Origin of the sequence: Curtobacterium sp. GD1 (assembly GCF_020882855.1) — a bacterium.
Taxonomy (GTDB): Bacteria; Actinomycetota; Actinomycetes; order Actinomycetales; family Microbacteriaceae; genus Curtobacterium.
Genome location: NZ_JAFEVQ010000008.1, coordinates 23,994 through 45,951, shown reverse-complemented (window position 1 = coordinate 45,951; position 21,958 = coordinate 23,994). Strand labels below are relative to the sequence as shown.

General features: G+C 72.0%; 24 protein-coding genes. 8 read left to right on the top strand and 16 right to left on the bottom strand.

Annotated features, from left to right (window positions below; all coding sequences use genetic code 11):
* Positions 1 to 4: 4 nt before the first annotated feature.
* A complete protein-coding gene (locus JSX79_RS06055; RefSeq protein ID WP_229085524.1) occupies positions 5 to 625 on the bottom strand; it encodes a CoA pyrophosphatase in 621 nt (206 codons plus the stop codon).
* 209 nt (positions 626 to 834) lie between these two features.
* Between JSX79_RS06055 and JSX79_RS06050 the strand changes: the two genes are divergently transcribed.
* Positions 835 to 1,002, top strand: coding sequence for a hypothetical protein (locus JSX79_RS06050; protein WP_175473708.1), 168 nt, complete (start codon positions 835 to 837; stop codon positions 1,000 to 1,002).
* Here the strand turns inward: JSX79_RS06050 and JSX79_RS06045 are convergent, their stop codons facing one another.
* The 3 genes from JSX79_RS06045 to JSX79_RS06035 are packed head-to-tail and all read right to left on the bottom strand — an operon-like array spanning position 1,003 to position 2,718.
* A complete protein-coding gene (locus JSX79_RS06045) occupies positions 1,003 to 1,413 on the bottom strand; it encodes a hypothetical protein (protein WP_229085462.1) in 411 nt (136 codons plus the stop codon). It abuts the gene before it with no gap.
* Positions 1,410 to 2,084 carry a DUF433 domain-containing protein gene (locus JSX79_RS06040; protein WP_229085461.1) on the bottom strand — a complete coding sequence of 225 codons (675 nt, stop codon included), beginning with the start codon at positions 2,082 to 2,084 and terminating at the stop codon, positions 1,410 to 1,412. Before JSX79_RS06040 ends, JSX79_RS06045 begins: the two co-directional genes overlap by 4 nt.
* Before the next feature lie 49 nt (positions 2,085 to 2,133).
* A complete protein-coding gene (locus JSX79_RS06035; protein WP_229085460.1) occupies positions 2,134 to 2,718 on the bottom strand; it encodes a TetR/AcrR family transcriptional regulator in 585 nt (194 codons plus the stop codon).
* Positions 2,719 to 2,877: 159 nt separating this feature from the next.
* On the opposite strand from JSX79_RS06035, the gene JSX79_RS06030 reads away from it, so the two are divergent.
* The 3 genes from JSX79_RS06030 to JSX79_RS06020 all read left to right on the top strand — a co-directional run bounded on the left by JSX79_RS06030 (position 2,878) and on the right by JSX79_RS06020 (position 6,325).
* Entirely contained in the window at positions 2,878 to 4,242 is a 1,365-nt protein-coding gene (locus tag JSX79_RS06030; protein WP_071295715.1) for an MFS transporter, read from the top strand.
* A gap of 107 nt (positions 4,243 to 4,349) precedes the next feature.
* Positions 4,350 to 5,171 (top strand): sugar phosphate isomerase/epimerase, encoded by an 822-nt coding sequence (locus JSX79_RS06025; RefSeq protein WP_229085459.1) that lies wholly within the window; start codon positions 4,350 to 4,352, stop codon positions 5,169 to 5,171.
* The gene (locus tag JSX79_RS06020) at positions 5,168 to 6,325 is read left to right on the top strand and encodes a Gfo/Idh/MocA family protein (RefSeq protein ID WP_229085458.1); all 1,158 of its coding nucleotides are present in this window, start codon (positions 5,168 to 5,170) and stop codon (positions 6,323 to 6,325) included. The genes JSX79_RS06025 and JSX79_RS06020 overlap by 4 nt, the downstream gene beginning before the upstream one ends.
* Positions 6,326 to 6,405: 80 nt before the next feature.
* Here JSX79_RS06020 and JSX79_RS06015 read toward each other — a convergent pair whose 3' ends face one another.
* Positions 6,406 to 7,128 (bottom strand): SDR family NAD(P)-dependent oxidoreductase, encoded by a 723-nt coding sequence (locus JSX79_RS06015; protein WP_229085457.1) that lies wholly within the window; start codon positions 7,126 to 7,128, stop codon positions 6,406 to 6,408.
* Between the two features lie 95 nt (positions 7,129 to 7,223).
* On the opposite strand from JSX79_RS06015, the gene JSX79_RS06010 reads away from it, so the two are divergent.
* Complete coding sequence (locus tag JSX79_RS06010; RefSeq protein WP_229085456.1) at positions 7,224 to 8,090, top strand: LysR family transcriptional regulator; 867 nt, start codon at positions 7,224 to 7,226, stop codon at positions 8,088 to 8,090.
* A 29-nt stretch (positions 8,091 to 8,119) separates the two neighbouring features.
* Here JSX79_RS06010 and JSX79_RS06005 read toward each other — a convergent pair whose 3' ends face one another.
* Both JSX79_RS06005 and JSX79_RS06000 read right to left on the bottom strand, forming a co-directional pair.
* A complete protein-coding gene (locus tag JSX79_RS06005) occupies positions 8,120 to 8,251 on the bottom strand; it encodes a DivIVA domain-containing protein (protein WP_083403365.1) in 132 nt (43 codons plus the stop codon).
* A gap of 57 nt (positions 8,252 to 8,308) precedes the next feature.
* Positions 8,309 to 9,646: an NAD(P)/FAD-dependent oxidoreductase gene (locus tag JSX79_RS06000; RefSeq protein WP_229085455.1), complete on the bottom strand. Its 1,338-nt coding sequence runs from the start codon at positions 9,644 to 9,646 to the stop codon at positions 8,309 to 8,311.
* 147 nt (positions 9,647 to 9,793) lie between these two features.
* On the opposite strand from JSX79_RS06000, the gene JSX79_RS05995 reads away from it, so the two are divergent.
* Positions 9,794 to 11,509: an APC family permease gene (locus JSX79_RS05995; protein WP_083403373.1), complete on the top strand. Its 1,716-nt coding sequence runs from the start codon at positions 9,794 to 9,796 to the stop codon at positions 11,507 to 11,509.
* Positions 11,510 to 11,582: 73 nt separating this feature from the next.
* Here JSX79_RS05995 and JSX79_RS05990 read toward each other — a convergent pair whose 3' ends face one another.
* The gene (locus tag JSX79_RS05990) at positions 11,583 to 11,933 is read right to left on the bottom strand and encodes a hypothetical protein (protein ID WP_071295720.1); all 351 of its coding nucleotides are present in this window, start codon (positions 11,931 to 11,933) and stop codon (positions 11,583 to 11,585) included.
* 143 nt (positions 11,934 to 12,076) lie between these two features.
* Here JSX79_RS05990 and JSX79_RS05985 point away from each other — a divergent pair, with 143 nt between their 5' ends.
* Complete coding sequence (locus JSX79_RS05985) at positions 12,077 to 12,661, top strand: LppP/LprE family lipoprotein (RefSeq protein WP_229085454.1); 585 nt, start codon at positions 12,077 to 12,079, stop codon at positions 12,659 to 12,661.
* 74 nt (positions 12,662 to 12,735) lie between these two features.
* Here the strand turns inward: JSX79_RS05985 and JSX79_RS05980 are convergent, their stop codons facing one another.
* A complete protein-coding gene (locus tag JSX79_RS05980; protein WP_229085453.1) occupies positions 12,736 to 13,344 on the bottom strand; it encodes a hypothetical protein in 609 nt (202 codons plus the stop codon).
* Positions 13,345 to 13,478: 134 nt separating this feature from the next.
* Here JSX79_RS05980 and JSX79_RS05975 point away from each other — a divergent pair, with 134 nt between their 5' ends.
* On the top strand, positions 13,479 to 14,564 hold the full coding sequence (locus JSX79_RS05975) for a YeiH family protein (protein ID WP_229085452.1): 1,086 nt from the start codon (positions 13,479 to 13,481) through the stop codon (positions 14,562 to 14,564).
* Positions 14,565 to 14,576: 12 nt separating this feature from the next.
* Here the strand turns inward: JSX79_RS05975 and JSX79_RS05970 are convergent, their stop codons facing one another.
* The 7 genes from JSX79_RS05970 to rutA form a co-directional block, all read right to left on the bottom strand.
* A complete protein-coding gene (locus JSX79_RS05970) occupies positions 14,577 to 15,410 on the bottom strand; it encodes a GntR family transcriptional regulator (protein ID WP_070418011.1) in 834 nt (277 codons plus the stop codon).
* Positions 15,407 to 16,027, bottom strand: a complete 621-nt coding sequence (locus JSX79_RS05965) for a TetR-like C-terminal domain-containing protein (protein ID WP_070418012.1) — start codon at positions 16,025 to 16,027, stop codon at positions 15,407 to 15,409. Before JSX79_RS05965 ends, JSX79_RS05970 begins: the two co-directional genes overlap by 4 nt.
* The gene (locus JSX79_RS05960) at positions 16,024 to 16,647 is read right to left on the bottom strand and encodes an isochorismatase family protein (RefSeq protein WP_071295724.1); all 624 of its coding nucleotides are present in this window, start codon (positions 16,645 to 16,647) and stop codon (positions 16,024 to 16,026) included. The genes JSX79_RS05965 and JSX79_RS05960 overlap by 4 nt, the downstream gene beginning before the upstream one ends.
* 112 nt (positions 16,648 to 16,759) lie before the next feature.
* Entirely contained in the window at positions 16,760 to 18,217 is a 1,458-nt protein-coding gene (locus JSX79_RS05955) for an MFS transporter (protein WP_229085451.1), read from the bottom strand.
* 43 nt (positions 18,218 to 18,260) lie between these two features.
* Positions 18,261 to 19,913, bottom strand: coding sequence for an amidase (locus JSX79_RS05950; protein ID WP_229085450.1), 1,653 nt, complete (start codon positions 19,911 to 19,913; stop codon positions 18,261 to 18,263).
* On the bottom strand, positions 19,910 to 20,818 hold the full coding sequence (locus JSX79_RS05945; RefSeq protein WP_229085449.1) for a carbon-nitrogen hydrolase family protein: 909 nt from the start codon (positions 20,816 to 20,818) through the stop codon (positions 19,910 to 19,912). Before JSX79_RS05945 ends, JSX79_RS05950 begins: the two co-directional genes overlap by 4 nt.
* Positions 20,815 to 21,927 carry a pyrimidine utilization protein A gene (rutA, locus tag JSX79_RS05940; protein ID WP_229085448.1) on the bottom strand — a complete coding sequence of 371 codons (1,113 nt, stop codon included), beginning with the start codon at positions 21,925 to 21,927 and terminating at the stop codon, positions 20,815 to 20,817. Before rutA ends, JSX79_RS05945 begins: the two co-directional genes overlap by 4 nt.
* Positions 21,928 to 21,958: the final 31 nt, after the last annotated feature.

The following is a 21,958-nucleotide window of genomic DNA, read 5'->3' as shown; positions in this document are numbered from 1 at the left end:
CCGTTCAGGGGCGCGAGCCCGGCAGGGGGATCTCGTGGCGGTCGTCCCACGGCTCGGCCCAGCCGAGGCGGTCGAACAGGGCGTCCAGGAGCATCGCGGTGAAGCCCCAGACGACGTGCTGCTCGGGGCCGGAGTCGATCGTGAACGCCGGGCCGCGCCACTCCTGGCCGCCGCGGCGGATCACCGTCACGCCGCGGTGGGCGGGGTCGAGCAGGTCGGCCACCGGCGCCCGGAACACCGCGGCGGACTCGGCCTCGTCGACGACCCGGACGGGCGAGGAGTCGCGCCACCACCCGAGCACCGGCGTGACGAGGTGCCGCGAGAACGCGAGCGGCACCGGGGCGATCGTGCCGAGGACGTCCACGCCCGCGGTGTCGATGCCGGTCTCCTCGCGGGCTTCCCGGAGTGCCGCTGCGGTCGCGTCCGTGTCACCGGGGTCGACCCGGCCGCCGGGGAACGCGATCTCGCCGGGGTGGGCGCGGAGCGTGGTGGCCCGTGCGAGGAGCAGGACGTCGAGGTCCCGCGAGACGTCGGTGCCGGCGGCGGGGCGGTCGCTCGGGACGTCGTCGAGTTCGCCGAACAGGATGAGGACGGCCGCGTTGCGGGAGGCACTGGCCACCGGCATGCCCGTGACGAGCGGGGCGGCACCGGGACCGACGAGCGCGGAGAGCTGCTGACGCGCCGGGTTCACGTCGTCAGCCTAGGTGCTGCGCTCCGAGGCGGAACATCCGGAAGGTGCGCCCCCGGGGGATCTCCGAGGCACGGCACGTACGTTCCGAGTCAGCACCACCGGGACCACGGCGGTCCCGAACCGACACTGCAGGGGAGCAGACCATGAGCGACACCGACGGCACCGCACCGAAGAACGACCCCGAGGGCACCCCGAAGCCGGACGGCCTCGGCGAGGACGGCACGATCCCCAACGAGCCCGACGGCCTCGCCGCCGGACACGTGGGCGACGACTCGCACTTCAACCCCGAGGAGGACGACGGCACGGAGTAGTCAGACGACGTTGAGGCGCTTCCGCCGCAGCCCCGTCTCACTCAGCGCCATCACGAACGGCGGCTGCACCTGCGCGAGGCGGTGGATCGCCCGCTCGTGGCGCATGCACAGATCGCCCATCTCGAGCGCGGTGAGCTCTCCGCGGGCGAACGTCACCACGCGCGCATCGTGGACGTAGATCGCGCGTGCTTCCAACGGCCGTGTCGCCACGCGGTGGTCCTTGGCCAGGAGCACGTACCCGGACCGGGTCCCCTCGGCGATCCACTCCTCGTCGGGCATGCGCTGCGCACGCTCGTCCCCGTACTCCTCGGCGAGCGTGCGTGCATCCCACCCGCCTTCCCTGAGGCGCGCGATGAGGAGTCGCCCGCCCACGGAGCGATCGAGGAGGAACCGGGCCTGGCTCACGCTCACGCGGCCTGCAGCAGGAGCGAGCGGAGTTCGACGGCGTCGAGCGTGAAGTCGTCGGCGACGTCCCTCATCGACTCCCCGGCGCGCACCCTGCTCACGACGTCCTCGACACGGACCCCGATCCGGGCGACCGTCGGCTGACCGGCGTTGCGGCGTGGATCGACGACCACCTCGATGCGTTCGAACGTCGGCAGGCGGAGGAAGTCCACGAACCCCTCGCGGTAGACGATGCTCTGCAGGTACTGGTCGACGACGTCCCGGAAGACACCCTGGTGGTTCCGGACGACGACGAGGTCGCGGTCCCCGTTCTCGATGAGGATCTCCGCGCCGTCGGTCCGGAGCTTCTCGCTCAACAGCGCGTTCTCGAGGCCGATCTCCTGCCGCAGGACCTCGACCGCCGGCCGGATGCGTGCCATCGGGAGGCCGGCGCGTCGGAAGGACTCGACGATGTAGCCCTCGGCGAGGGCGTTGAACGGCACGGTGTAGCTGCGACCCGCCTGCACACCGGTGAGGATGGGCGCGCTCCAGCCCCAATCACCTTCGCTTCGCTGCTTGAACCGGTGCCCGTGCGCCCACCGCGCGAACGACGTCGACGGTGCGCGCACGATCTGCGCTGCCTCGGTCAGGGAGTAGAGCGGCGTGGTGTGCGCGGCATGCGAGATCGGCGTTTGCATGCAAACATCCTATCGAGGCGCGGGCTGCACCGGACTGTGAACTCGGAGGCTAGAGCACTCGCTCCAACAACCGCAGCGTCCCCGCGATGTCCACGTCGCGGTCGAGCAACCACTGCACCTGCAACCCGTCGAACGCCGCGATGATGAGCGACGCGACCTGGTCGAGGTCGGCGTCGCTGTGCCGACCGGTGGCGACGAGCTCGTCGCGGAGCTGCTGCGCCAGATCAGCGCGCGCCGTGGCGAACCGCCCCGCGAAGTACGACCGCGCGGTCTCGTTCCCCACCTCCACCGAGGCACCGAGCAGCGTCGTGTAGAGCGTCACCAGGGCCGGCTCGCTGACGTTCCGGTGGGCGACGAACTCGAGCCGGGGGAACACGCCGCCGGTGTCGCCCAACGCCCGGTTCGACGCGTCGTCACGCTCCCGCAGCACCTCGACGAGCAGGGCCTCGCGCGACGAGAAGTAGTGCCGGAGCGCGGCGTGCGAGATGCCGATCGCCTCGCCGATGGCCCGGAGCGAGGTCCCGTCGATGCCGCGGGAGGCGACGACCTCGAGCGTCTGGTCGAGGATCTCCTGCCGGCGCTGCACGCCCTTGGCGTAGGGCCCGCGGCTGCCGGTTCCATCGTTGGAGGTCACTCGGACCAACCTACCGGCAGCCATGAGTCGTCGAAGTGCCCCCGCAAAGTACCGAAACAAAAACTTCCGGTCGGAGGTTTTGGGTGCTACTGTCCCGATCACCTAGTAGCACTAGGGATTCAGCGGGCCCCGAAGCCCCCTATGACTCGAGGAGGAGTCATGTCGACACCGACGTCGAAGGAAGAACCCACACGCGGCATCGCCGGAACCGCATCCCCCGCGGTCACCGCAGCCGCCGGCGCCACCGCCACGGACGCCGCAGCGTCCCGAGCGTTCTCGGTCGAGGGCATCACGCAGTCCGTCAGCACGATGCGGGTGGGCCGCGGCTACCTCTGGGGCCTCAGCTTCGCCCAGTTCGGCCTCTTCGTCGCCCTGCTCACGCCGGTCTTCGTGAGCATGTCGATCAAGGCGACCGAGCTCAACCCGTCGAACCCCGAGACGATCGTCGGTTCGGTCCTGCCGTTCGGCGCGATCGGTGCCCTGCTCGCGAACCCGCTCTTCGGCGCGATCTCGGACCGCACCCGCACCCGCTGGGGTCGTCGTCGGCCGTGGATGGTCGGCGGCGTCATCGTCTTCGTCGGTGCGCTCGCCTGGCTCGCGTTCTCGCCGAACGTCCTGCAGCTCACCCTGGCGTGGGTCCTCGCGCAGGTCACCGCCAACGCGGTCCTCGCCACCCTGACCGCGAGCTTCGCCGACAACGTGCCGGAGTTCCAGCGCGGCAAGGCCTCGAGCGTCATCGCGCTCGCGCAGAACACCGCGATCCTCGCCGGTCTGTACCTGGCCGTCTACCTGGTCGGCAACCTGCCGATGCTCTTCATCGTCCCGGGCATCATCGCGATCATCGCGATCCTCGTCTACTCGTTCGTGGCCCGCGACGAACTGCCGACGACGCCGATCAAGCCGTTCAGTTGGGTCAACCTCATCTCGTCGTTCTGGACCAACCCGATCAAGCACCGCGACTTCGGGCTCGCCTGGTGGGGGCGCTTCCTCATCACCTTCGGCACGTTCATGTTCACGACCTACCGCCTGCTGTACATGGAGGACCGCATCGGCCTCCCGCAGAAGGAGGCCGTCGGCATCGTCGCGTTCGGTGTGCTCCTCTACACCGTCGCCCTGCTGGTCAGCGCCGCGCTCTCCGGGTGGGTGTCCGACCGCGTCGGCCGCCGCAAGGTCTTCGTGTGGAGCTCCACGGCCCTCACCGCCGTCGGCCTGGTGATCCTGGCGCACGTGGACACGGTCGGCGGGTTCTACTTCGCCGAGATCGTGATGGGCTTCGCCTTCGGCATCTACTCCGCCATCGACACCGCCCTCATCGTCGACGTGCTGCCCGACCCGGAGCGCCCCGGCAAGGACCTCGGCGTGATCAACATCGCGAACGCGCTGCCGCAGTCGCTCGCCCCGGCCGTCGGCCTCTTCCTCCTCGGCGTCGGGGGCGGTCAGAACTACACGCTCATGCTCTGGGGCGCGGGTGTCGCGGTGATCCTCGGCGCACTCGTGATCTTCCCCATCAAGTCGGTCCGGTAGACGGCGCACCAGCGCACGGTCCTGGAGGCGCGACCCGACTCACGAAGGCGAGTCGCGCCTCCAGGCGGTCACCGCACACACCGCAAGCCTCCCTGAAAGGACCAGCCATGGCACCCGCCATCTCCCTGCAGCTCTACACGGTGAACGCCGCGCTGGAGCCCGACCTCGACGGCGGCGTCCGCCGCCTCGCCGACATCGGCTTCGACACCGTCGAGGCGTTCGCGTTCGTCGACCGAGCAGCGCAGCTCAAGGAAGCGTTCGACGCCCACGGCATCACCGCGAAGACCGGCCACGCCTTCCTCGTCGAGGAGACCATCCCGCTGCCCGACGGCACCGTGATGACCGCTCCGTCGCACGCCGACACGTTCGCCGCGGCGAAGGAGCTCGGCCTCGAGATCGTGATCGACCCGTTCGTCGGCCCCGACCACTGGACCACCCGCGAGGGCGTCGAGCGGGTCGCGGCCCGACTCAACGCCGCCGCCGCCGAGGCGGCCGAGCACGGCCTCCGTGTCGGCTACCACAACCACGACCACGAGCTCCGACCGCAGATCGACGGCCGGCCCGCACTGCAGGTGCTCGCCTCGCTGCTCGACCCGGGCGTGGTGCTCGAGCTCGACCTGTACTGGGCCTCCGCCGCGGGCATCGACCTCGTGCCGTTCATCGAGGAGCTCGGTGACCGCATCGTCGCCGTGCACGTCAAGGACGGCCCCATGCGCGACGACATCTCCACCGCGACGATCCCCACCGACCAGACCCCGGCCGGCCAGGGCGACGTCCGGCTCGCCGAGGCGCTGCGTGCCGCGACGGCCCTCGAGTACGCCGTGATCGAGTTCGACGGCTTCGCGGGGGACGTCTTCGACGGGGTCGCCCAGTCGTACGAGTGGCTCGCCGCGCAGCTCGCACCGAGCGGATCGGCGGTGTCCGCATGACCCGCACGGGCAAGGTCGGCATCGGCTTCATCGGCGCCGGCATGATCAGCGAGCAGTACCTGGCGAACCTCACGACCTTCCCCGACGTCGAGGTCGTCCGGATCGGCGACATCGACACGGAGCGGGCGGCGGCGTCCGCGGCGAAGTGGGGCGTCGCGGCCTCCGGCGACGGTGCGTCGGTCCTCGCCGACCCCGACGTCGAGATCGTCATCAACCTGACGCTGCCGGCCACGCACGTGGCGGTGTCCACGGACGCCCTCCGCGCGGGCAAGCACGTGTGGAGCGAGAAGCCGATCGGGGTCGACCGCGAGTCCGCTGCGGGCCTGGTCGCCCTCGCCGACGAGCTCGGGCTCAAGCTCGGCATCGCGCCCGACACCGTGCTCGGCCCGGGGTGGCAGACCGCCAAGCGGGCGATCGAGGCCGGTGCGATCGGCACGCCGCTCACCGCGGTCACGAGCATGCAGTGGCAGGGGCCGGACGTGTTCCACCCGAACGCGTCGTTCCTCTACGCCAAGGGCGCCGGCCCACTGTTCGACATCGGCCCGTACTACTTCACGGCGCTCGTGCACCTGCTCGGGCCGATCGACTCCGTCGTCGCGACCGGGTCGCGGTCCCGCGAGACCCGAGAGCTCGTCGTCGGGCCGAACGCGGGCCAGTCGTTCCCCGTCGAGGTGCCCACCCACGTGTCCGTCCTGTCGTCGTTCGAGCAGGGTGGCAACGCGCAGTCGCTGCTGTCGTTCGACACCCCGCTGTTCCGGCACGGCGTCTTCGAGGTCAACGGCACCGAGGGCACGATCGTCCTGCCCGACCCGAACACGTTCGGCGGCGGGCACCCGATCCGGATCGCCCGACCGATCCCCGTCGGCGCCTCGTGGCCGTTCGAACAGGAGTGGGAGACGCTCCTCGACGAGGAGCCGACGGTCGGCCGAGGCCTCGGTGTGCTCGACATGGCGCGGGCCATCCGGGGCGGCGGTTCGCACATCGCGACCGGTGCCGTCGGGTACCACGTGCTCGACGCGATGGTCTCGGTGGAGGAGTCCATCGAGCGGCGGTCGTTCGTCGAGGTCGAGTCCACCGTCGGGGCGATCGCGTCCCTGCCGGAGGACTTCGACCCGTTCGCTGCCACGCTGGAGACGGCGTCGGCCGCGGTCTGACGACCGGGGCACCAGACGGGAGGCCCTGCTCACGTCCGCCGCGTGCGGAACGTGCGCAGGGCCTCCCGTCGTGTCCGTGGTCACCAGGGGACGACGCCCGCGTCCTCGAAGAAGCCACCACGCGGGCCGTCGTCCGGCAGCGTCGCGAGCCGCACCGCCGTCGCCGCGCCCTGCGCGGCCGTGCGGTCGCCGCTGAAGCCGTTGAAGTCCGTCGCGACGAGCCCCGGGCATGCAGCGTTGACGATGACCGGGGTGTCCGCGAACGCCCTCGCGTACTGGGTCGTGATCCCGTTGAGGAACGTCTTCGACGGAGCGTACGCGGCCATCACCGGACCCGGCTGGCGGCCGAGGGACCCCATGCTGCTCGACGCGTTCACGATGCGCGGCGCGGGGGAGCGGCGCAGCAGCGGCAGTATCGCGTTCGTCACGCGGACGACGCCGTAGACGTTGACGTCGACGACCTGCCGGACGACGTCGAGGTCGAGCGTCGTCGGGTCCTGCGTCCACGTCTCCGGATCGAACGGGCCCGAGATCCCGGCGTTGTTCACGAGGACGTCGAGTCGGCCGAAGCGCTCCTCGACCTCCGCTGCGGCGGCTGCCACGCCCTCGTCACTCGTCACGTCGATCCGGACCCCGTGGGCGTCGACCCCGCTCGCCCGCAGTCGTTCCACTGCTTCCTCGCGGCCGGTGTCGCTCCGTGCGCCGACGAGCACGCGCATCCCCGTCGCGCCCAGCTGCTCGGCGATCGCGTACCCGATGCCCTTGTTCGCGCCGGTCACCAGCGCGGTCGTCTTGTCGTCCATGTGCTCGATCGTCCGTCCGGGGTGGTTCCCGCGTCCAACACCGATCGGGTGGGTGGTGATACTCGCCGGGTATCGGTCGGCGTAGGCTGCCGGTCGTGGACGATGTCGAGACGCGCGAGCTCCGGTACTTCGTCGCCGTCGCCGAGGAACTGCACTTCGGCCGCGCGGCGCTCCGGCTCGGGATGGCGCAGCCGCCGTTGTCGCGGGCGATCCGGCAGCTCGAGGAGCGGATCGGCGTCCGGCTCTTCGACCGTGACCGTCGTGGCGTGACCCTGACCGACGCGGGGTCGGCGCTCCTCCGCGAAGCCCAGGCCGCCCTCGACGCCGTGCGCGCTGCCGTCCGGCGGACCCGACGCGCGGGGTCACCGGAGCAGCGGCTCGTCCTCGCGACGAAGGCCGGGTCGTCGCACGAGTTCCTGCAGGCCCTGCTCGACGCCGCCCCCGAGGACGTGCCGGTCGACGTGGTGCTCTGCGAGATCGGTGAGCAGGCGGGACTCCTCCTCGACGGCACGGCGGACGTGGCGGTCATGCACCGGCCGTTCGACGACTTCACCGGGATCGAGTCGGTCGACCTGTACTCCGAGCCGCAGGTCGCGATCGTCCCCGCCTCGCACCCGCTCGCCGACCGCCGGTCCCTCACGATGGCCGAGGTGTCGTCGGTCCCCGACCTGCCGATGGCGCGGTGGCCGCTCGCCGACTGGACCTACCCGCCGGGGCCGGGGCCGGAGGTGCACTCGCAGTCGCAGCTGGCGCAGCTCGTCGCGCTCGGTCGGACGCTGCTCGTGATCCCGCGCTCGAGCCGGGCCTGGCAGTGGCCCGAGCACGTCGCGGTGCCGGTGCTCGACGCGCCCCTCGCGACGACGGTGCTCGGGTGGCCGGTCGGGCGGGAGACGCCGGCGGTCGCGCGGCTCGTGGCGACCGGGCTGCGGATCGGGGACGCCGCGGGCGCGGTCAGCGCCTGACCGGGCCGGTCAGCGTCTGACGGGGCCGGTCAGCGGCGGGTGGTGTGCTGCCGCAGCGCGACCACCACGCGGTCGAGGAAGTCGTCGACCTCGCGCTGGTCGTACCCTTCGCGCCACTTCGTCGGTGCGAACTTCGCGTTCGCCACATCGCTCGCGAGCATGCTCTCCCCCTCGTGCCGGACCCCTCGTGCCGGCGTGCTCGACGATCCTCGCACAGGTCACCCGGCGGGTGTACCCGTCCAGACCCGGTCGATCGGAACGTCGTGGCCGAGCACCGCGACCGCCGCACGGTGCCCCGAGTACAGCGCGCCGGCCACCGTCGCCGGGTCGTCGGTCCACGTCGCCTCACCCGCCAGGTGCACGCGTCCCGCGATCGGCACCGCGAGGTCGTCGTGGTCGCTCGTCGTCGACCCCGGGAGCATGTGCGCGTACGAGCCCCGGGCGAACGGGTCGTCCTGCCACGCCGTCACGAGCACCGACGTCGGCGTCCCCACGGCGTCGCCGTACAGTCGCCGGAGCTGCTCGAGCACCGAGCCCGCGACCCGCTCCTCGCTCCAGCCCCGGATCGCCCGCGCTGCCGGACCGGCCGCGAAGGTGAGCAGCGTCGGCACCCCGTCGAGCCGCGTCAGGTCGTACCAGGAGTGCCACCACCGTCCGGCCGGACCGAGCTGCCGGACCGCGTAGACGTCGGCGTCCCAGAACCGCTCCGGGAACCGCAGGACGACCTTCTCGAAGGCGTTCATCCGCAGCCGTCCGAGTGCCTGCCGGTGCCGTGCGGGCAGCGGTGGCTCGATCACGAGGTCACCGGCCTGCAGCACCCCGACGGGCACCGTGACGACGGCGGCCTCGGCGTGGAACGGGCCGCGGCTGCTCGTGACCACCACCCCGCCGTCCCCGTGGTCGATGCGCTCGACGACGTGCCCGAGCCGGACGTCGAGCCCCACGGCGAGGTGTGCGGGCAGGGCGTCGTAGCCGTCCGGGAACACCACCTCGTCGCCCGCGATCGTGTCGTCGTCGAGCCCGTGCGCGGCGAGCTCGTCGCTCGCGACCCCGTACTGCTCCTCGCTCCGGTGCTCGAGGTGCTCGCTGACCCGTTCCGCCCGCTCGGCGTCCCAGCCCTGCGCCGCGACGGCCCGGGCGACCACGTCGCGGTAGCTGTCGAGCGGCGCCGATCGCTCGACCTCGTCGGCCAGGGCGCGGTCGACCGTGCGCACGTCGTCGGCGAACCGGGCGGCTGCACCGGCCTCGAGCCGACGACCGTCGGGCCCGTGGTACGCGATCGGCCGGCTGTCGACCTGGTACCCGCCGACGGTGAACTCGACCGTGCGGAGGCCGAACGCGGCGACGGCGTCGGCCACGGCGTTGTCCTCGACGCCGTGGATCCACGACGCGCCGAGGTCCGTCACGTGCCCGTCGGTCCGGTCGGTGTGGACCCGACCGCCGATCCGGTCCCGGGCCTCGAGCACGACGACCCGGCGCCCGGCCCCGGCGAGCACCCGTGCGGCCGCGAGCCCCGCCACGCCCGCACCGATCACGACGACGTCGGCGTCCTCCATGCTGGTGCTCCTCTCGGGACTGGATCAAGATTGACACAGCCAGGTGCGGAAATCGTTGCTGAGGTCTAGTTTCAGTGCTCGTATCCACAGAGTCGTGGAGCGACGGCGACGGTTTCCGTCGCTCGCCATCGAGAGAGCGTGGTGGTCATGCGAGACGAACGGGTCGTGACGGTGTCGACCGAGACCGTCGGCACGGAGAAGGGACTGCGACCGGGGGCCATCGGCCTGGTCGGCAGCGTCGTCATGGGCATCTCGTCCACGGCGCCCGCCTACAGCCTGGCCGCGAGCCTCGGGTTGGTCGTGGCCAGTGGGGGAGCGCTCCTCGCCGGGGTGAAGGCCCCGGCGATCATGCTGCTCGCGTTCATCCCGATGTGGATGATCGCCGTGGCCTACCAGGAGCTCAACCGCGAGGACCCCGACTGCGGCACGACGTTCACCTGGGCGACCCGGGCGTTCGGTTCCGTGACGGGGTGGCTCGGCGGGTGGGGGATCATCGCCGCGGACGTCATCGTGATGGCGAACCTCGCCCAGATCGCCGGCTCGTACGGGTACTCCTTCGTTGGCGTCCTCACGAACGACCCGGCGATCAGCGCCCTCGGGAACAGCACGCTCTGGTCGACCGTCGCCGGTGTGGCCTGGATCGCCGTGATGACCTTCATCTGCTACGTCGGCGTCGAGGTGTCGGCCCGGCTGCAGTACGTCCTGCTCGGCATCGAGGTGCTCGTGCTCGTGATGTTCGCTGCCGTCGCGCTCGTGCGGGTCGGCACCGGCAACGGCGTCGAGGGCTCGATCACACCGTCGCTGTCGTGGCTGTGGCCGAGCGGCATGGACTTCGGCTCGGTCATCGCCCCCGCCATGCTCACGGCGATCTTCATCTACTGGGGCTGGGACACCGCCGTCTCGCTCAACGAGGAGACGAAGGACCCCGAGAAGACCCCCGGTCGCGCAGCCGTCATCAGCACGGTCCTGCTCCTCGTCATCTACGCCCTCGTGTCGATCGCGGCGATCGCGTTCGCCGGCGTCGGGACGAAGGGCATCGGCCTCGGGGCGCAGGGCAACGCGGACGACGTGTTCTCGGCGATCGGCCCGGCGCTCTTCGGCAACTCGTTCCTCGGGCACGCGGCGATGGCCCTGCTGTCGTTCTCGATCCTCACTTCGGCGTCCGCCTCGACGCAGACCACGATCATGCCGACCGCCCGCACCTCGCTCTCGATGGCGGTCTACAAGGCCCTGCCGTCGCACTTCGCCCGGATCCACCGGCGCTTCCTCACGCCGACCTGGTCGACCATCGGGATGGGCATCGCGTCGATCGGCTTCTACGTGCTGTTCACCGTCATCTCGACGAACCTGCTCACCGCCCTGATCGGTTCCGTCGGCCTGATGATCGCGTTCTACTACGGGCTGACCGGCTTCGCGTGCGTCTGGGTCTACCGACGGACACTCTTCAGCACCGTGCGGAACTTCGTCATGCGGGGGCTCGTCCCGTTGCTCGGCGGCCTGACGCTCGCGGTGACGTTCGTCTACGGACTCGTGCAGTTCGCCCAACCCGACTGGCTGCAGGGCGACGACGGCAAGGACGTCACGATCCTCGGCATCGGAGCGGTCGCCGTGGTGGGTGTCGGCGCGATCCTCATCGGTGTCGTGCTGATGGTCGTCTGGTGGGTGCGGTCCCCGGACTTCTTCCGGGGGCGGACGCTCACGAGCACGAGCAACATCCTCGTCCTCGACGGACCGGGTGGCGTCCCGGAGCCGACCGTGATCGCGCCCGACTTCTCGAACCTGCCGACGGGCAGCATCGCGGTCGACGAGGAGACCGGCAAGCGGTTCCGGCGGACGCGGTCGCGTCGCCGCGACGACGACTGATCTCGCGCACCGGCGGCGGACGGGAGGCGCGGGGCGGGCCCGCACCGTGCCTCCCGTCCGTCGGTCGGTGCGGTCAGTGCCGGTGGGACCGCCGCCGGCCGAGGATCGCGTCGAGCACCCGCGAGAACCGCGGACGCCGCGCCACCGGCTTCGTCTCGATGGACCGGGTCGGAGCGCGGAGCGCGAGATCGTGCAGCATGTTCCGCTTCGAGCCGTCCCAGTTCGCGAACAGGTACGCGCCCCCGAGGAACGACAGACTCCGCACCGGCGTGCGCTTCCACGAGTCGGCCGCGACGTAGTACCCGGCGTGACCGGCGTGGATGTGCTTGATCACGGTGTCGACGTCGATGACGCTGGTGGTCGTCACGACGGCGGTGATGCCCGTTCGGTCACGGGCGACGTACTCGATGAGGTGTTCAGACACGAGGGCTCTTGGTCGGGTCGGGGCCCGTCGAGGTCGGGGAACGCGACACGACGAGGCATGGCCGGAATCGTCGTTGCTTCCGAAACCAAGAATACGCCGAGAACTCTGTGCAGGGCGAGGAGGAACCTGTCCGGATGCGCACCGTGAACACCACCGGGGGGATCCTGTTCGCCGCCGTCCTGGCCGTTGCCCTGACCGGGTGCAGCGGCGGGACGACCGCCGGCCCCACCGCCACCGCCACCCGCACCGTGACCGCCACGCCGACTGCGGTCGCCGAGACCCCGACCCCGACGTCGACTCCGACCCCCACGCCGACGTGCGGTCCGTCGACCGGTGCCGAGGCCGCCGCCCAGCCGATCGCCGACCTGCCGCTGCCGGCCGGGCTCGAGGACGCGAAGTGGGACGCCGCACGGGCCGACACGTCCGGGTACGAGGCGTGCGCCCCGCTGTCCTGGGTCACGGTGAGCCTGGACCTCGCGACCGGCAGCTCGCCGGTCGCGATCCTCCTCTTCCACGACGGCCGCTACCTCGGCACGGCCACGAAGGAGCAGTACGGCTTCGTCCCGGACATCAGCCGGACCGACCCGTCGACGATCGCGGTCGCCTACCGCTACGCGAAGCCGGACGAGTCGACTGCGGACGCGAGCGGTCGGGCGGACGCGACGTTCCGGTGGGACGACGCTGCCGGGCGCGTGGTGATGACGGGGCAGGTGCCGCCGGCCGGCTGAGCCGCGACCCGCGTGACGAGGTGCCCGGCCTCCGGCGCCACCTCCGCGCTCCGACCGGGTCGGACCACCTCCGGTCAGCGGGCCGGCTCACGGCGAAGCGAGCGGAGCACGCGCATGAGGACGTCGAGCTTCACCTGGCGAGCTGGGTACGGGCGGCCGAGCGCTGTTCGAGGGAGGAGCACGAGCCAGCCGCCGTCGACCTGCGAGATGCGGATCGCCACATCGACGCGCTGCCCCCGTCGTTCTTCGGTCACGAGGTCGATCCTCTCGACGTCGTGCCACGACAGCGCGTCCACCGGGTCGACACGGTCAGGCGTCCACGCGGAGAAGCCGTGGTCGTGCACCGTCCAGATCTGCGGTGCCTCGTCGCCCGCGGGCCGTACGGGCAGGTGGAAGCGCACCGGACCACGAGCCCGGATGTGGGCGAGGGCGCGCCGGTCGCGTCGTCCGCTGGACCGTGAGCCGAACGCGACCCAGAGGCCCCAGGCCAGCAGGACGACCGGGAGGAGCAACAGGGAGAGTCGGTGTCGGCCGCTGGTGAACCAGTCGAGGTGCGGGAGCTCGAGCATGAGCGCCCCGCCGCCGATCACGACCAACAGCACCACCGTCACGACCAGCGACCACCGCGGTGGCGCGACACCGTCCCGGAGCCGCTGAACCCACCGCTCGGCTTCGTACTCCACTGGGCCATCCTGCCCGCCCGCGCGGTCCGCGGACCGCGCCCCGTGCCTCCAGTCCAGGGGGGCTGAGCGACCGCCGCGACGTCCCCACGACCGCGCTGGTGGCGGAGGGAGCACGACGTGACCATGCTGGGACCGTGCCCCTGACCCGCATCGCCACCCGTTCCGTCCTGCCGGGTGTCGCGCTCGCCCTCGTGATCGGGCTCACCGCCACCGTCGTCGGCCGCGAGATCCCGGTCGTCGGCGGCCCGGTCCCCGCGGTCGTGCTCGGCGCCCTGGTCGGGTGGCTCGTCCGCCGACGACGACACCACGACGGCACCGGCGCGGGCTCGGGCGGCGATCTCGGCTTGCTGCAGCCCGGCGTGAAGTTCGCCTCGAGCCGGATCCTGCAGTTCGCCGTCGTCCTGCTCGGCGCCCAGCTCTCGATCGCCGAGGTGCTCCGCATCGGCGGCGAGACGCTGCCCGTGATGCTGACGACCCTCGTCGTGTGCCTCGTCGCAGCGTGGGGGATCGGTCGGCTGCTCCGGGTCTCGAGTGCCCTCCGCACGCTCATCGGCGTCGGGACGGGGATCTGCGGCGCCTCGGCGATCGCGGCCGTCACGCCCGTGATCGGCGCGGTCAGCGCGGACGTCGCCTACGCGATGTCGACGATCTTCCTGTGCAACATCGCCGCCGTCTTCGTCTTCCCCCTGGTCGGCCACGCGCTGGGACTCTCGCAGCACGCGTTCGGCGTCTTCGCCGGCACCGCGGTGAACGACACCTCGTCGGTGGTCGCCACGGCGACCGTCTACGGTCGCCAGGCGACCGACACGGCGGTGGTCGTGAAGCTGGTCCGGACGCTCATGATCATCCCGATCGTCGTGGGGCTGGCCGGCCTGGAGGCACGGCGCACCTCCCGCGAGCAGGTCGCGTCCGGCGTGGACACGGCCCGCGCCGGGGGCGTCCGCGGGTTCCGCGTGTTCCGGTTGGTCCCGTGGTTCCTCATCGGGTTCCTCGTGGTCGTGCTCCTCCGCACCCTCGGGGTCCTGCCGGCCGCAGCGGCCCCGGGGTTCTCCACCGCCGCGACGTTCCTCATCACGGTGGCGCTCGCCGCGATCGGGGTCTCGACGGACTTCGGCGCGCTCCGGCGGGCGGGGTTCCGGCCGATGCTGCTCGGGATCGCGCTGTGGGTGCTCGTGGCGGGGACGAGCCTCGGCGCGCAGGCGGTGTTCGGGCTCCTCTGACGGCGTCGAGGCTCACACGATGCGGGAGTCGATCACCGCCCGGTCGCCCCGGTACCGCGAGAACCCGTACTCCACCGGGGTCCCGTCGGCCAGGCACATCAGCCGCTCGATGTGGAAGATCGCCTGCCCCGGGTCGATGTCGAGCAGGTCCGCGCTCCACTGGTCGGCGTTCACCGTGCTGAGCAGCAGTCGACGAGCGACCGGCCGCTGCCCGACCCGCCGCACGAGCACGTCCGGCACGTACTCGGTGAGCGGCTCCGACACGAGGTCCGGGAACCGCTCCTGCGGCACCCAGCTCGTCCGCACCCGGCTCGGCTCCCCGTCGAACGAGATGAGGCTCTCGACGAAGTACGCGGCGCTGCCGTCCATCTCGAGGTTCCGGCGGACGGTCTCGGGCGCGGGCACGAGCTGGACGCACAGGTGCACGATGCTCAGCCGCGGGGAGTCGAACACGCTGCCGCCGGTGTTCTCGCCGTAGATCGTGACCTCCTCGGTGGTCCGGGCGAGGCTCACCGAGGCCACCGGACGCACGCCGAACGTGCCCGACCGCGGTGCCCGGGTGAGCAGGCGCTGTTCCTTGAGGAGGGTCAGCGCCGCGCGCAGGACGTTCCGCGTCGTGCCGTACAGGTCGAGGAGTTCCCACTCGTACGGCAGCGGTCCGGTGAACCGTCCGGCGACGATGTCCGCGCGGATGAGGTCGGACACCTGCCGGGCGGCGTCCGAGCGTCGGTTGAAGCCGATCCAGTGCCCGGGCGTGACGTCGCCGATGGCCATGTCCGTCCACGGCGGGACCGGACGACGTCCCGCGGTGCCGTCCAGTCGGTCGTCCGGTGCGACGTCGGTCACGAGACCACCCCCACGGTCGTGGTGTCGCCGGTCCACCCGGCCCACCGGAGGAACTCCCGGGCGAGGCGCACCGGGTAGTCGGGTGCCTGGATGTCGATGGACACGAACACCCGGCGGTAGAAGGTCGGACCGCCGAGCAGGTCGACGGCGATCCCGAGGTCGACGTCGGGCCGCAGGTCGCCGGCGTCCATCGCCCGCTGGAGCATCGCGTTCACCCGGACCCGTCGGTCGAGGTGCCACGCGGCGACCGCCTCGGCGACCCGGGGTTCGTGCGAGGCGAGCTCCACGATGAGCGGCAGCGCCCGGCCGACCGGGGTCGCGACGAGCGCGTGCACCCAGCCGCGGGTGAGCCCGAGGACGCCCTCGTCGATCGGGGCGTCGAGGATCGTCGGGATCGACTCCTCCATCAGGCGGATGACGGTCTCGGTGAGGAGCACGTCGCGACTGGACCAGCGCCGGTAGATCGTCGCCGCCCCCACCCCGGCGGCGTCGGCGACCGCCCGGATCGTGAAGGCACGGGGGTCGCCCTCGGCGAGGATCGCGATGCACGCCGTGTACACGGCCTCGTCGACCGCGGCGTTGCGGGGCCGTCCGCGGACCGGGGCCTCGGTGCTCACGCGGCGCTCCAGAGCGCGAGCACCCGGTCGATGCCCCACACCTCGCCGATCTTCGCCTGGATGTCGAACAGGTTCGCCTCGTGCACGCTCGGCAGCCGGTCGCCGACGGCCTCGCGCACGACGATCGGCACGAAGCCGTGCTGCATGGCGTCCGTCGCGGTGGCCCGGATGCACCCGCTCGTCGAGAGTCCGGCGATGAAGAGCGTGTCGACCCCTCGTGCGACGAGGTCGGCGGCCAGCGAGGTCCCGAAGAACGCGCTCGGGTACTGCTTCGGCACGAGGGTGTCCCCGTCGACCGGCGCGAGCCCCTCGATGAACGCGCCGGTGGACGTGCCGGGCAGGTACGCCGCGAGGGCCGGCACCTTCCGGAAGAACACCCCCGCGTTGGAGCCGTCGGCCGACAGCGCCATGGTCGTGACGGCGACGTGCACACCGGCCGCCCGGGCCGCGGCCGTGAGCTCGCGCATGCGCTCGACGGGTTCCTCGACGCCGGCGTACAGCCCGCACGCCGGGTCGACGTAGGCGTTCACCGGGTCGACGACGACGAGCGCCGCCCGTCGGCCCGGTTCGAGCGCACCGGTGTAGCCGGCCGAGACGTAGTCGTCGTGGTCGTCGGTCATGCGGTCCTGCTTCCGTCGTGGGGCTGGCTGGTGGGGGCCTGGAGGCGCGGCGCGACCCCGGCACGTCGGCCGGCGGTCGGCCCCTGCGTGCGGTCGGTGCCCGTCGTGGCGGTCATGCGCTCGTCCCCGGCTCGGGCACCGGGCCGGACGTGTCCGGTCGGAGCGGTGCCTGGCGGTCCGGGGGACCGAACGGGCCGAACGCGACGATGAGCGCGCCGACGACCGCGCACCCGGCGAACGTGAGCGCGGCGGTGCGCACGCCGTCGACGAAGGCCTGGACGTCGGTCGCCGGCAGGCCGAGCAGGCTGCCGTCGTACGCCGCGGCCTGCTGCGCGGCAGAGAGCCCGCTCGTGGCGATCGCCAGACCGAGCGCCGTGGAGAACAGGAAGCCCGCGTTCTGCAGCGCCGACCGGATGGCGTTCGCGATGCCCCGGCGGTGCTCCGGGACGCGGGTCATCAGGGCCGAGGTGCTCGGCGTCATGAACACCCCGGTGCCGACCCCGACGGCACCGAGTCCGACGGCCGTCACGGCGTAGGCACCGTCGTCGGCGAGCGACCCCGCGAGCACCGCCGCCCCGACCGCGATGAGCAGCATGCCGATGGTGGAGAGCGTGCGCGCGGGCACCCGGCGGGCGAGGACCCCGGCGCTCGCCGCGGCCACGGTCGTGCCGATCGGGGTGGGGAGCACCCAGAGCGCGGCCTCGACGGCGTCCTTGCCCGAGACGGCCTGGAACGACAGGGACGCCAGGAGCACGAGGGCGTAGCTCGACAGTGCGCAGAGGCCGGCGGCCGAGAAGAGCGTGATGGTCGCCCGGTCGCGGAAGATCGCCGGGTCGACGAGCGGGTGCGGGACCCGGCGCTGGGTCCACACGAACACCGCTCCGAGCAGCACCGCGCCGGAGGCCATCGCGACCACCGGGACGGTGGCCCAGCCCGCGGAACCGCCGACCGACACGGCACCGACCAGCAGCCCGACCGCGGCCACGGAGAGCACCGAGCCCGGGACGTCGAGGCGTTCGCCGGAGCGTGGTCGGGCGGTGCGGGGGATGAGTCGCAGCGACCAGACGAGCCCCGCGAGCGAGATCGGGACCCCGGCGAGGAAGATCCACCGCCAGCCGAACGACTCCGCGACGAGGCCGCCGACGACCGGGCCGATGACCTGTCCGACGGCGGCGACGGTGGCGTTCAGCCCGAGGCCGAGCGACAGGATCGACTCCGGGAACACGTCGGTGAGGAGCGCCGTGGTGTTCGTGACGATGGCCGCCGCACCCACGCCCTGCACGAGTCGGGCGGCGAGCAGGACGGCGGCGTCCGGTGCTGCACCACACGCGAGCGAGGCGAGGAGGAAGACGAGGATGCCGGCGATGTACAGACGGCGACGCCCGACGAGGTCCGCGATCCGGCCGAAGACGAGGATGAGCGTCGTCGTGGTGAGCATGTAGCTGAGCAGGACCCAGCTGGACTGCAGGGCGGAGGCGTCGAGGTCACGGCTGACGTCGGGGAGCGCGACGAGCAGGGCGCTCGAGGAGATGAAGACGAGGACGACGCTCAGGCTCGACGCGCAGAGCACCTGCCACGCGCGTCGGCGGGCGCCGTCCTCGTCCGTGGTGCGGTTACTGATCGGTCGACCCTCCCGTGGCGGATGCCGGCGGCACCCGGTGGTGGTGGTCGGTGACCTCCTGGAACGCGGCGGCGGCGGACAGGACGAGTCGGTCGTCCCACGGGCGTGCGACGAGCTGCACGCCGACCGGCAGACCGTCCGGCGCGGTCCCGGCGGGCATCATGAGCGCCGGGAAGCCGACGTAGTCGAAGACCCGGGTGTTCCGGGGGATCACGTCGTGCAGGTTGTACGGCACGCCGTCGACCGTCATCGTGAGGTCGTCGAGTCGGGGCGCCGTGGCACCGATCCCCGGCGTGAGGACGAGGTCGACCCCGGCCTCGTCCATCCGTGCGACCATCGCGGCCTGCACGAGCGGACGGCGTCGGAGGGACCGGAGGTAGTCCGCGGCCGTCGGCGTGAACGCGACGTCGAACCGCGCACGGGTGCCGGCGTCGAACAGGTCGGCGGTGGCGGCGTTGGCCTCCTGGTTGGCCGCGAGTTCGCCGTAGAAGACGGTCCAGCACTCGGCGTCGATCGCCTCGAGGTCGTCGAACTCGATCGGCACGATCTCGGCCCCGAGTGCCGCGAACCGGTCGACCGCGGCCGCGTGCGCGTCGAGCACCGCACGGTCCACCCGCTCGGTGAACCAGGCCCGGGGCACGCCGATGCGCATCCCCGCGATCCGTCCCGGTGCCGCCTCGACGAGCGGGACCGCGGTGTGCGTCGTGGGGTCCTGCCCGTCGCCACCGGCGATCACGGCGAGCACGAGCGCGAGGTCCTCGGCGGTGCGGGCCATCGGTCCGACGTGGTCGAGCGTCCACGACAGGCTCGCGACGCCCGTGCGCGGGACGAGGCCGTACGTCGGCTTGATGCCGGTCGTCCCGCACAGCGCCGACGGCACCCGGATCGATCCGCCGGTGTCCGACCCGAGCGCGAGCGGGACGATGCGTGCGGCGAGGGCGGAACCGGAGCCGGTCGACGACCCGCCCGTCCAGCGCTCGGGGTCCCACGGGTTCCGCACGGCGCCGTACCGGGCGTTGTGCGGGCCGCCGCAGGCGAACTCGGTCGTCGCCGCCGTGAACACCGGGATCGCCCCGGCAGCACGGAGCCGGGCGACCACGGTGGCGTCAGCGGGGGCCACGCGGTCACCGGTCTGCAGCGAGCCGCTCGTGACGACCGTGCTGGCGACGTCGATGATGTCCTTCACCGCGAACGGCACGCCCTCGAGCGCACGGGCCTCGCCCGCGGCCCAGCGCCGGGTCGACTCGACCGCTGCCTGCTCGGCGCCGTCGACCAGGCGGAGGACGGCGTCGGACCACACGTCGTCGCTCGTCCAGTGCGGGGCGAGGGCTCCGACGACGGCGGCGGGGGTGGTGGAACCGTCGCGGTAGGCCGCGAGCAGCTCGGTGACGCTCGCCGCGGCGGGGTCGGACGCCGTCGCGGCCGTGGACACCGTGGACGCCGGACCGGGGGCGACCGGTGCTGCCGGCGTCGGTGCCGCGTCGATCGCCGCCGCGAGGAGCCGGGTGAACAGCGCCTGGCTGTGCCCGGGCTCCGCCGGCAGGGACGACGGGGCGGCCGGGAGCGGGTTCGCGCGGCTGTCGTGCAGCGCCTGCTCCAGCTGGGGCGCGATCGTCCCGCGCACGACCGCGAACACGTCCGTCACGCCGGCACCGCCGCGGCGTGGGCGTCCGCGAGGTACCGGAACACCCCGGGCTGCCGGTCGCGCCCGAGCGGGAAGTCCTCCCGCGCCGCGGCCACCTCGGCGACGTCGAGCGTCGCCCGGACGATGGGTCCGGCCTCGTGCGCCGGGGCAGAGACCACGAGCTCGCCGCGGGGCGACACGACCGACGAGCGGCCGAAGTAGCTCACGGTCTTGCCGTCCACGGTCTCCTCGCCGCCGCGGTTCGGGGCGACGACCCAGGTCTGCGTCTCGAGGGCGCGGACCTGCAGCTCCTGCGTGAAGAGCGTCTCGCGGAACCCCATCGAGGAGACGAGCACGAGCATCACCTCGGCACCCGCGGCCCGTGACGCGAGCCAGTACTCGGGGAAGCTCCGGTCGTAGCAGATGAGCATGCCGAAGCGGGTGCCGAGCGCGTCGAACACGACCGGCCCCGACCCCGGCGCGAAGTAGTGCTTCTCGTCGACGTCGGAGATCGCGTTCGTCGGGATCGACGTCTTCCGGTACGCCGGCACGCGGTCGCCGTGCACGTCGGTGCCGTGGACGAGGGTGCCGTCGGCGTCGATGAGCACCGCGCTGTTGTACTGCGCGTCGCCGGCGTCCTCGTAGAGGCCGAACACGACCGCCGTGCCGAGTCGGCGCGCGGCCTCGGCGAACCGTGCCGTCGCCGGACCGGGCACGGGCTGCGCCCAGGCCTTGCGGCTGTCGTTCCGGACGCCGCAGAAGTAGGGCGTGGTGGTGAGCTCGGGGAAGACGACGAGGTCGGCGCCCTCGGCGGCCTGCTCGAACAGCGCGATGAGGCCGTCGAGCGCGGCGTCGCCGTCGGCGGGGATCTGCCCGGCCTGGACCACCGCGACCTCGAGGGTCGGCGCCGTGCTGCCGACCGTCATGCGGTGACCGCGCTCGGGGTGACGGCGGGTGCCGACGACACGACGCCCTCGCGGGTGCGCATGAGCGGCTGGATGCGGGTGCCGAAGTCGTCCATGCCCTGCAGGAAGTCGTCGAACACGAGCATGATGCCCTTGGTGCCCGCGACGTCGGCGGCCTCGTCGAGCATCGCCGCGACGTGCTCGTAGGAGCCGACGAGCGTGCCCATGTTCATGTTCACGGCACCTTCCGGCAGCGAGATCCGCTTCGCGGTGTTGCCGTCCTCGCCGTTCGTGTCGGTGAGCGCCTGCCCGGTCATCCAGGCGATGGCCTCGACGTCCACGCCGTCGCTGTAGCGCCGCCACTTCTCCTGCGCGGCCTCGTCGGTCTCGTCGGCGATGACCATGAACAGCACGTAGGAGCCGACGTCCCGCCCGGTCTTCTCCCGCGCGGCGAGGAGCGCCTCGTTCTGCTCGGCGTACGCGGTCGGGGTGTTCACGCCGACGCCCATCGAGAAGTTGTAGTCGGAGTACTCCGCCGCGAACGCCATGCCCTGCGAGGACTGCCCGGCCGAGACGATCGGGATGTGCGACGTCGGCTTCGGCAGCATCCGGCAGTCGTCCATCTGGAAGTACTCGCCCTGGAAGTTGCTGACGCCGTCCTCCCACAGCTCCTTCATGACCTGCATGTACTCGGTCTGGTAGGCGTAGCGACGCTTGAAGTGCACCTCGTCGCCCGGCCAGAGCCCCATCTGGTCGTACTCCGCCTTCTGCCACCCGGCGACGAGGTTCAGCCCGAAGCGCCCGTGCGAGATCGAGTCGATCGTGGCGGCCATCCGTGCGGCGATCGCCGGCGGGATCGTGAGGACGGCCGTGGTGGCGAACAGGCGGATGCGCTCCGTCCGGGCAGCGAGGCCGGCCATCAGGGTGAAGGACTCGAGGTTCTCGTCCCAGAACCCGCTCGGGCCGCCGAAGCCGCGCAGCTTGATCATCGACAGGGCGAAGTCGAAGCCGTACGACTCGGCCTTCTGCACGATCTCGAGGTTGAGGTCGAACGAGGGCTTGTACTGCGGCGAGGTGGTGGAGATGAGCCAGCCGTTGCTGCCGATCGGGATGAAGACTCCGATGTCCATGGGGGACTCGCTTTCTGTGTGTGGAGGAGGG